We start from the raw sequence: 6,231 nt of genomic DNA on the forward strand, positions 1-6,231 counted from the left end.
ATCCCCGCCTGCGCGGGGATGACGAGGGTTTGCAACAATCGGCCCCCATGTCCCCCGCCCGCCGCGCTCTCCCCCTCGTCATCCTCCTCACCCTCGTCTGGGGCACCAACTGGTCGCTCTTCCCGCTGGCGGTGCGCGAAGTCTCGGTCTGGACCTTCCGTGCGGTGAGCGTCACCATCGCCGGGGTCCTGCTGCTGGCCTTCGCCCGCGCACGCGGCATCCCCCTGGCGATCCCGCGGCGCTACTGGCCCGCGGTCAGCGCCGCCGCGCTCATCTACCTCGTGATCTGGAACCTGGCCAGCACCTACGCGGCCATCCTGATTCCCTCCGGCCAGGCGGCGATCCTCGGTTTCACCATGCCGTTGTGGACCGTGCTCGCCGTGTGGCTCGCCTTCGGCGAGAAGCCGCAGCCGCGCATGTGGGCCGCCGTCGGCCTCGCCGCGCTCGGCGTCGCGCTGCTGGCGATCCCCGCGCGGACGGCCTACGCGAGCGCGCCGGCGGGCTTCCTGCTCGGTCTTTTCGCCGGCCTGGGATGGGCCGTCGGCACCGTGATCCTCAAGCGCGCCAACGTGCCGGTGCCGGCGCTGGTGCTCACCGGCTGGCAGCTGCTGATTGCCGCGGTGCCGCTGGCCATCGGTGCGCTGTGGCTCGGGCGCGGGCAGGCGCACGCGGTGTCGTGGCAGACCATCGCGATCATCACGTACATCACCATTGTTCCCATGGCGATCGGCAATGCCGCCTGGTTCGCGATCGTGGGCCTGCTGCCGCCCAGCGTCGCCGGGCTGTCTTCGGTGCTGGTGCCGATCGTGGCGATGGTCACCGGCGCGATCGTGCATGCCGAGCCGCTCGGCCCCTGGCAGCTCGGCGCGATGCTGTGCTCCGGCTGCGCGCTGTTCCTCGCGCTGTCGCGCAAATAGCGCCCCTGTCCACGAAGCGCTTTCCCCCGTAAGCTCCCCTTGCACCCGCCGCGAGCGGCCCAGCAAGGAGACTTCATGTACGCAGCCAACCTTTTCGCCGGCCAGCGCATCCTGGTCACCGGCGGCGGCACCGGCCTGGGCCAGTCCATGGCCGAGCGCTTCCTGGAACTCGGCGCCGATGTCGCGATCTGCGGCCGCCGGCAAGCCGTGTGCGACGAGACCGCCGCCGCGTGGCGCGAGCGCTTTCCCCAGCGGCGCATCGACACCTTCGGCGTCGACATCCGCGTGGCGCAGGCCGTGGAGGACATGGTGCAGGCGCTGTGGGAAGGCGGCGGGCTCACGGGACTCGTCAACAACGCCGCGGGCAACTTCATCGCGCCGACCGAGAGCCTGTCGCCGCGCGCCTTCGACGCCATCGCCAACATCGTCTTCCATGGCACCTTCTACGTGACGCAGGCGGTCGGCAAGCGCTGGGTCGCCGAAGCCAAGGCGGGACAGTGGACGCGCGAGAAGCCCTGGCGCAGCGTCATGAGCATCATCACCACCTGGGTGGACAACGGCAGCCCATACGTGGTGCCTTCGGCCATGAGCAAGTCCGGCATCGAGACGATGACCAAGTCGCTCGCGGTGGAATGGGCGCGCCATGGCGTCCGCCTCAACGCCGTCCGCCCCGGCGAGATTCCCACCGAGGGCATGAGCAAACGACTGAATCCGGGCGAGGAGCCGGGCGCGCGCAGCAAGGCGCGCAACCCGATGGCGCGCACCGGCCGGATGAGCGAGCTGCAGAACCTCGCGGCCTTCCTGATGGCGCCGGGCCAGTGCGACTGGCTCACGGGCCAGAGCATCATGATGGACGGCGGCAACGCGCTCGCCACCGGCGGCAACTTCTACGAACTGCGCGAGTGGAGCGACGCCGACTGGCAGGCCGCCCGTGAGCGCATCGAGGCGCAGAACCAGAAGGACAAGGCGCGGCGATGAACAGCGACGAACAGCAGATCCGCGACCTTGTCGCCACCTGGATGGCGGCGACGCGCTCGGGCGACGTCGACACCGTGCTGGGGCTCATGACCGACGACGTCGTGTTCCTGGTGCCGGGGAAGCCGCCGATGCGCAAGGCGGAGTTCGCGGCGGCGGCGCGGGCGCAGGCGCAGCCGGGCGCGCCCGTGATCGACGGGAACAGCGACATCCAGGAAATCCGGGTGAGCGGCGACTGGGCCTTCCTGTGGAGCAAGCTCGAGGTGCGCGTCACCCCACAAGGCGGAGAGAAGGGGATGAAGCGGGCAGGGCACACCCTGACCGTGTTGCGGAAGGTGGGCGGCAAATGGCTGCTGGCGAGGGATGCGAACCTGCTCGTGGCGGACGCGTCCTGACCGCGGCGCGCAGGTTCACGACGCGAGGGCGTCCAGCGGGCTGCGCGTGCCGCCCGCGGCGACCTTGAGCACATGGGTGTAGATCATCGTCGTGCTCACGTCGCTGTGACCGAGCAGTTCCTGCACGGTGCGGATGTCGGTGCCGGACTGCAGGAGGTGGGTGGCGAAGGAATGGCGAAGGGTGTGGGCGGAGACGCGCTTGTGGATTTCGCTCGAAGCGAGGGCTTTGCGCAGGGAGCGTTGCAGGCGGTCTTCGTGGACGTGGTGCCGCCGTTCTTCCCCCGTGGCGGGATCGATCGACAGGGCGGGCGCCGGGAAGACCCAGAACCATCCCCAGGTGCGACCCACGTTGGGGTATTTCCGCTCGAGTGCGTGTGGCACCGCGACGCCACTGCGGCCTGTACGGGCGTCCTCCCGCCACACGGCGTGCGCAGCGGATAGCTGCTCGCGCAGTTCCGGCAGGAGCGACTGCGGCAACATGACCACGCGGTCCTTGTTGCCCTTGGCTTCGCGCACGACGATGGCATGGCGATCGAAATCGACGTCCTTCACGCGCAGGCGCACCGCCTCCATCAGCCGCATGCCGGTGCCATAGAGCAATCGCGCGAGCAGGCCGGCTTCGCCCTCGATGCGGGCGAGGATCGCGCTGACTTCGTTGGTGGTCAGTACGGTGGGAATGCGGGGAGGGCGAGTGGGACGGTTCACGCCCTGCATCCATGGCAGGTCGAGGCCGAGGACCTGGCGATAGAGGAACAGCAGCGCGCTGAGTGCCTGGTTGTGCGTGGATGCGGACACCTGGCGCTGCGTGGCCAGCATCGTGAGGAAAGCTTCCACTTCGGGCGCGCCCAGTTCGCGAGGGTGCCGCAAGCCATGCCAGCGGATGAAGAACCTCGTCCAGTAGACGTACGCCTTCTCGGTGCGCAGGCTGTAATGAAGATAGCGTGCGCGCTCCCGCACCTGATCGAGCAGGCGCGCCGAATGCAGTGGGGGCAGGGCGCTGGAATGCATGCAGAATATATACTGTACAAAACAACAGCATAGATGCGGAAGCGAGACAAATCAAGCGGTTCGGTGCCATCCCGGAGCCGGCAATACTTGCGTAGGCTGGTGTTATCCGGCAGATTTATCCGGCGGCGGTCAACTTGGCGGATCGCCTGCTAACTGAAACACGAACGAGCTGGGTGTTATCCGGCGCAGCGGAGGGAATGGGATGATGGGACGGGGACTTGCGGATCGATCCGCGGAGCTGTTATCGCGCGGGGGGCGGGTAGCAGGATTGTGGTTGCGGTCTACATTACGTTAGACCTCACATGGCAATGAAGTTTTTCACCCGAGAGTGGTGGGAGAAGCAGGGCGAGGACTGGGAGCCCTTCAGGCGGTACGAAGCCTACATCGCATCCGTTAGGCCTCAGCTCCCGACTGCGCTCCTAGATCTGTGGGAGGGGCACACCCTTCACGATGCCGAAGTAAAGCGACTCGAGAGCCGATTCCAAGATCGAACCGTCGCGATGGCCCTCGACGGATGGGACCGGGAGCTTCAGAATCCGGTTCGCTATTCCCTCGTGTTCGGCGGCGTTTCCGAGTTTGACCAGATACTTCCGCCTGGGCCATACCTGGAGGAAGAACTTGGGGATCTTGGCTATTGGGAGTGCGAGTTCCTGAATCCTTTCGTGGAACTACGCATGCTGTTTGTATCCGGGGCAGAGTTTCGGGTCGTCTTCGAGGAGTTCTCGTTTGAGCACCGCGCGCGTGAGGTCTAACAGGTCGATCGACACGGACGTTCTCGCGGCAGGCTTCGCCCGCCTATGGCCCGCCGGTCATCTCCAACGTTAGACCGCAATGGCACTCGGTCGGCGTATTCAGCTCCCTCGTCCTCTCGTGATCCCGGGCTTCTTGCTCTTGGCGGGCCTATGGCTTGTGCTGTTCCTGTCCGATGCGGGAAATTTCTGGCACGGCGGCACCGTGGCCGGTTTGGTGCTGAGCGAAGCTGTCGCCGCGTTCGGAGTCCTTGCCTTCGTGGAGGTCCTACGCTCCGATGCGTCCAAACTCGTCAAAGTCGCACTTGCTCTTCCCGCTGCGCCATTGGTACTCTTCACCGCATTCGGTTTGTTCTATGCAGTCCAACGCGTGGTTGCGGTCTAACTGGTCGGTCGACTCGGACACGTTGCGGCAAGGGGCCGCACAGTGCCGTTGGGAATCCTGCACCGTGCGGCCCCTTGCCGCAACGTGCCGGTCACCTTCACGTTAGACCGCAGAAGGACTCCGTGAGGCACTACTGCACACTCGTTCTGAGATCTGACGACCCGGACGCCGCGGCAAAGCTGCTCATTCCCGAGGTGGTAGACGACCTCGACTTCGACGACAACCAGTCCCCTGCCAGACTGGCGAGTGCCCGACGGCTGCGCGCTGCCGGCATTCCCACGCGCAGTGACCTTCCGCGATACGTATGGCTCATGGACTCTCGGGACGCCATCCCAGACTCCGAGATTGACCTCTTGGTGCACGTCTCTTGGCTTCTGTCGAGACTTAAATCCGGTGTGTCGCTTCGAGAGGCGCGGGAGAGAGGCGTTGAGACCGCGTTGGGGTTCTACTGGGGCGGAAATGGCACGGGTGGCGGGCCCTTCATTTCGCCTGAACTGGCCGAACTCCTCGCCCATCATTACATCGGACTCAACGTCGGTTTCTACTATGAAGAGTATGAGCGCGGTGCCGCTGCGGCCTAACAGGTCGGTCGACTCGGACACGTTGCGGCAAGGGGACGCGAGGCGCCGTTGGATATCCTGCACCTCGCGGCCCCTTGCCGCAACGTGCCGGTCACCTTCACGTTATGCCCCAAAGACTGCGGTATCTCCCTCTTCGGCCGCGTAGGTTCTGTCGCAGCGCCTGCCGCTAGCCTTTTTGGCCGCACAGGCGCAAGCGCAGTGCGCCTGGCGAGAACCTCCCCTTCCAAGGCCGTCGGGTTGAGGCCGTAGTTTCGCTGGGGAGACGCTGTTGGTCGTGCGATGTCAGCGCGGTCGGGAATGTCGCGCGCTCTTCGCAGGCTGCCGATCGAGGCCCATAGGCATAGGCCGTCGCGAGCATTGCTTCTCGTGCGACCATCGCGAACATCCAACATCCGGGGGCAAGCCAGTTGCCCTCCAGTTGGCAGCACCGGTACCATTTGGCCGATGGCTCTATCACCGCCCTGGCATAACAGACCGGTCGACACGGACGTACGCGCGGCGGGACTTCGCCCGCCTATGGTCCGCCGGTCACCTTCACGTTAGGCTGCAGACGAATGCTGCGCGTCAACCTTGTCGGCTTAGGCCAGTGCGGTCTCATTATTCCCGCGGCGACGGGCGTGACCTACGACACCCAGGTCTGCGGCACCTTATGCCGCCAAACCTCGATGGAGGGTGTTCTCGTTCCGCTCGACTGGGGTCTTCCGCCAGACTCGAAGGAGCTTTCACTTGACGTCCGTCTCGAACGGCTATTGGGGGAGATCATGGGCCTCAACGATGAACTGGCCGACTCGATCGACGCCATACTTGGGCAACGCCCGGAAAGTTCGTTCGTGACGGTGGACCGAGCTAAGCTCAATGAAAGCTGCGAGGCGTGGATCTATGTGAACGTCCGCGAAGCCCAGTTCGGACTCATGCAAGGATTTGGCGCATGCAAGGGCGTGCTGACCTGGCCAAACAGCGACTGATGCCGCTGCAGCCTAACTGGTCGGTCGACTCGGACACGTTGCGGCAAGGGGCCGCACAGTGCCGTTGGGAATCCTGCACCGTGCGGCCCCTTGCCGCAACGTGCCGGTCACCTCTACGTTATGCCCCAGGCCGTAGTTAATTCAGCCTATCTTTGAGGGTCCGCTGCGTAGAGTGTGCTGCGCCCTCCGTTGCGCTCGGAGCGCGCTTGGCCAAACGCCCCGCGAGATCCAGCACCGTGAATCGCCGTCGAGACGG

8 protein-coding genes are annotated in these 6,231 nt (G+C 65.5%); 7 read left to right on the forward strand and 1 reads right to left on the reverse strand.

Annotation, left to right across the window (positions count from 1 at the left end):
• The first annotated feature begins 47 nt into the window (after nt 1-47).
• The 3 genes from VF522_RS18240 to VF522_RS18250 all read left to right on the forward strand — a co-directional run bounded on the left by VF522_RS18240 (nt 48) and on the right by VF522_RS18250 (nt 2,287).
• Nucleotides 48-917: a DMT family transporter gene (locus tag VF522_RS18240; protein ID WP_330909725.1), complete on the forward strand. Its 870-nt coding sequence runs from the start codon at nt 48-50 to the stop codon at nt 915-917.
• Nucleotides 918-992: 75 nt separating this feature from the next.
• The gene (locus VF522_RS18245) at nt 993-1,895 is read left to right on the forward strand and encodes an SDR family oxidoreductase (protein ID WP_330909726.1); all 903 of its coding nucleotides are present in this window, start codon (nt 993-995) and stop codon (nt 1,893-1,895) included.
• Nucleotides 1,892-2,287: an SgcJ/EcaC family oxidoreductase gene (locus VF522_RS18250; RefSeq protein WP_330909727.1), complete on the forward strand. Its 396-nt coding sequence runs from the start codon at nt 1,892-1,894 to the stop codon at nt 2,285-2,287. The genes VF522_RS18245 and VF522_RS18250 overlap by 4 nt, the downstream gene beginning before the upstream one ends.
• Nucleotides 2,288-2,302: 15 nt before the next feature.
• Here VF522_RS18250 and VF522_RS18255 read toward each other — a convergent pair whose 3' ends face one another.
• Nucleotides 2,303-3,295 (reverse strand): integron integrase, encoded by a 993-nt coding sequence (locus VF522_RS18255; RefSeq protein WP_330909728.1) that lies wholly within the window; start codon nt 3,293-3,295, stop codon nt 2,303-2,305.
• A gap of 302 nt (nt 3,296-3,597) precedes the next feature.
• Between VF522_RS18255 and VF522_RS18260 the strand changes: the two genes are divergently transcribed.
• The 4 genes from VF522_RS18260 to VF522_RS18275 all read left to right on the forward strand — a co-directional run bounded on the left by VF522_RS18260 (nt 3,598) and on the right by VF522_RS18275 (nt 5,975).
• Nucleotides 3,598-4,047: a hypothetical protein gene (locus tag VF522_RS18260; protein WP_330909729.1), complete on the forward strand. Its 450-nt coding sequence runs from the start codon at nt 3,598-3,600 to the stop codon at nt 4,045-4,047.
• A gap of 118 nt (nt 4,048-4,165) precedes the next feature.
• Nucleotides 4,166-4,429 carry a hypothetical protein gene (locus tag VF522_RS18265; protein WP_330909730.1) on the forward strand — a complete coding sequence of 88 codons (264 nt, stop codon included), beginning with the start codon at nt 4,166-4,168 and terminating at the stop codon, nt 4,427-4,429.
• Between the two features lie 122 nt (nt 4,430-4,551).
• Nucleotides 4,552-5,010: a hypothetical protein gene (locus VF522_RS18270; RefSeq protein WP_330909731.1), complete on the forward strand. Its 459-nt coding sequence runs from the start codon at nt 4,552-4,554 to the stop codon at nt 5,008-5,010.
• 554 nt (nt 5,011-5,564) lie between these two features.
• Nucleotides 5,565-5,975, forward strand: coding sequence for a DUF6210 family protein (locus tag VF522_RS18275; RefSeq protein ID WP_330909732.1), 411 nt, complete (start codon nt 5,565-5,567; stop codon nt 5,973-5,975).
• Nucleotides 5,976-6,231 lie beyond the last annotated feature (256 nt).

The sequence above is a fragment of the Ramlibacter sp. genome, assembly GCF_036383835.1.
Lineage (GTDB): Bacteria > Pseudomonadota > Gammaproteobacteria > Burkholderiales > Burkholderiaceae_C > Ramlibacter.

What these genes read in the sequence shown, in the direction of transcription:
- VF522_RS18240 (WP_330909725.1), top strand. Translation starts at nt 48, where the DNA reads ATGTCCCCCGCCCGCCGCGCTCTCCCCCTCGTCATCCTCCTCACCCTC.
- VF522_RS18245 (WP_330909726.1), top strand. Translation starts at nt 993, where the DNA reads ATGTACGCAGCCAACCTTTTCGCCGGCCAGCGCATCCTGGTCACCGGC.
- VF522_RS18250 (WP_330909727.1), top strand. Translation starts at nt 1,892, where the DNA reads ATGAACAGCGACGAACAGCAGATCCGCGACCTTGTCGCCACCTGGATG.
- VF522_RS18255 (WP_330909728.1), bottom strand. Translation starts at nt 3,295, where the DNA reads ATGCATTCCAGCGCCCTGCCCCCACTGCATTCGGCGCGCCTGCTCGAT.
- VF522_RS18260 (WP_330909729.1), top strand. Translation starts at nt 3,598, where the DNA reads ATGGCAATGAAGTTTTTCACCCGAGAGTGGTGGGAGAAGCAGGGCGAG.
- VF522_RS18275 (WP_330909732.1), top strand. Translation starts at nt 5,565, where the DNA reads ATGCTGCGCGTCAACCTTGTCGGCTTAGGCCAGTGCGGTCTCATTATT.